General features: G+C 41.5%; 1 protein-coding gene. It reads right to left on the reverse strand.

What is annotated here, in order from left to right; translation table 11 throughout:
* Positions 1-82: 82 nt before the first annotated feature.
* Positions 83-1299, reverse strand: a 1217-nt coding sequence (locus KDK14_RS14220; protein ID WP_257265834.1) for a DUF4116 domain-containing protein, incomplete at its 5' end; no start/stop codon positions are given.

The following is a 1299-nucleotide window of genomic DNA, read 5'->3' on the forward strand; positions in this document are numbered from 1 at the left end:
GTTATTTAGTGGCTAATTCTCAAAATAATACCCTGCGATTTTGGCTTTCAACTATCAACTGGAACTTAGCCGTCTTTCTGTATCACCCATTGATTGGTATATCCATAATTTCTTCCCCGGAGTCGAGATCATGCCTGGGTATATGGTCAACCACATTGTGGTTTCTTTGAATGGCTGACCTGATAAAATCCTTATCATGTCGCAGGCAATCAGCGGCACACGTGAAAGCACCAGGATAATGTTCAATCAAGTTCAACAAATACTCGCGATCTTTCAATACCTTTTTACTGGCATATTGCAAGTTACTTATATCATCCGCAATCATGGTTTGAATAATGCCTTTATCACTTCGGAATCGTTCACTGGCATACTGCAGGGCATAAGCACACTGTGCCAAAGCGGTCTTCACCACCATATCATTATCCTGAAGTTCCGGGCTGGCATAGGACAGGCAATAACCATTTTGACTCACTGAGGCCATGACGACATCTTGATCATTCTTCAGTTGTTTACTGGCTAGTTTCAGGTCATCCGGGTGTTTTGCAATGGCGGGCAAGACAACGTCTTTATCATTTCGTACCCGTTTGCTGGCATATTTCAGACCATGGATCAACAGGGCATTGTTGACCTTTTCTTTATGATCCGGTGTAGGCTGCCCTGGTGGAACATAAAATTCCGGGCTGTAGCGAAATGCTGGTTTTATAACAAAGTATTTACCTTTCAAGTGATCGTACACATCATCAATCAATCGAACAGCGTTGTCGGGATATAACAATAAAAGATGATGGAAGAGTATCCGGCGGGTGTCTTTATCGATCTCATCACTCATTAATGTTTTTCGAAGGTTGCTTTTCGATTTCGCTAACCGTCGAATATGATCAATGAATTGTTGGTGGTGGGTACCGAATAACTGGTAACAATCGGGTTTAAGGTCATATGCGACACTATAAACCATTGAGAAAAGGCAGTTTTGAAAGGTGAACCTATCGGCTTCTGTCTCAGTATTGCTAAACAGTCGTTGTTCCAGCAGGGTAAAATTCCACTGTTCTTTTTCAAAAATGTCTCTGTTACCAAAGTGGATATCCAGATTATAAATTGCATGCAACACGTTTATCAGTTTTTTAAAGGCATCCTGTATGGTTTCCGTTGAAGTCATTCGGGAGCATTCAATAATTATTTCTCCCGCTACGGCATTGCAACTGATCGTCATGTTGTCTGAATTTTTATCCAGTGCGACCGCTTTCAGTAATTGCACCAGAAACCACATACGTTGCAAATTGCCGGTAAAAAGGTATTGAA

The sequence above is a fragment of the Endozoicomonas sp. ONNA2 genome (assembly GCF_024606365.1).
In the GTDB taxonomy this organism is placed as follows: Bacteria; Pseudomonadota; Gammaproteobacteria; order Pseudomonadales; family Endozoicomonadaceae; genus Endozoicomonas.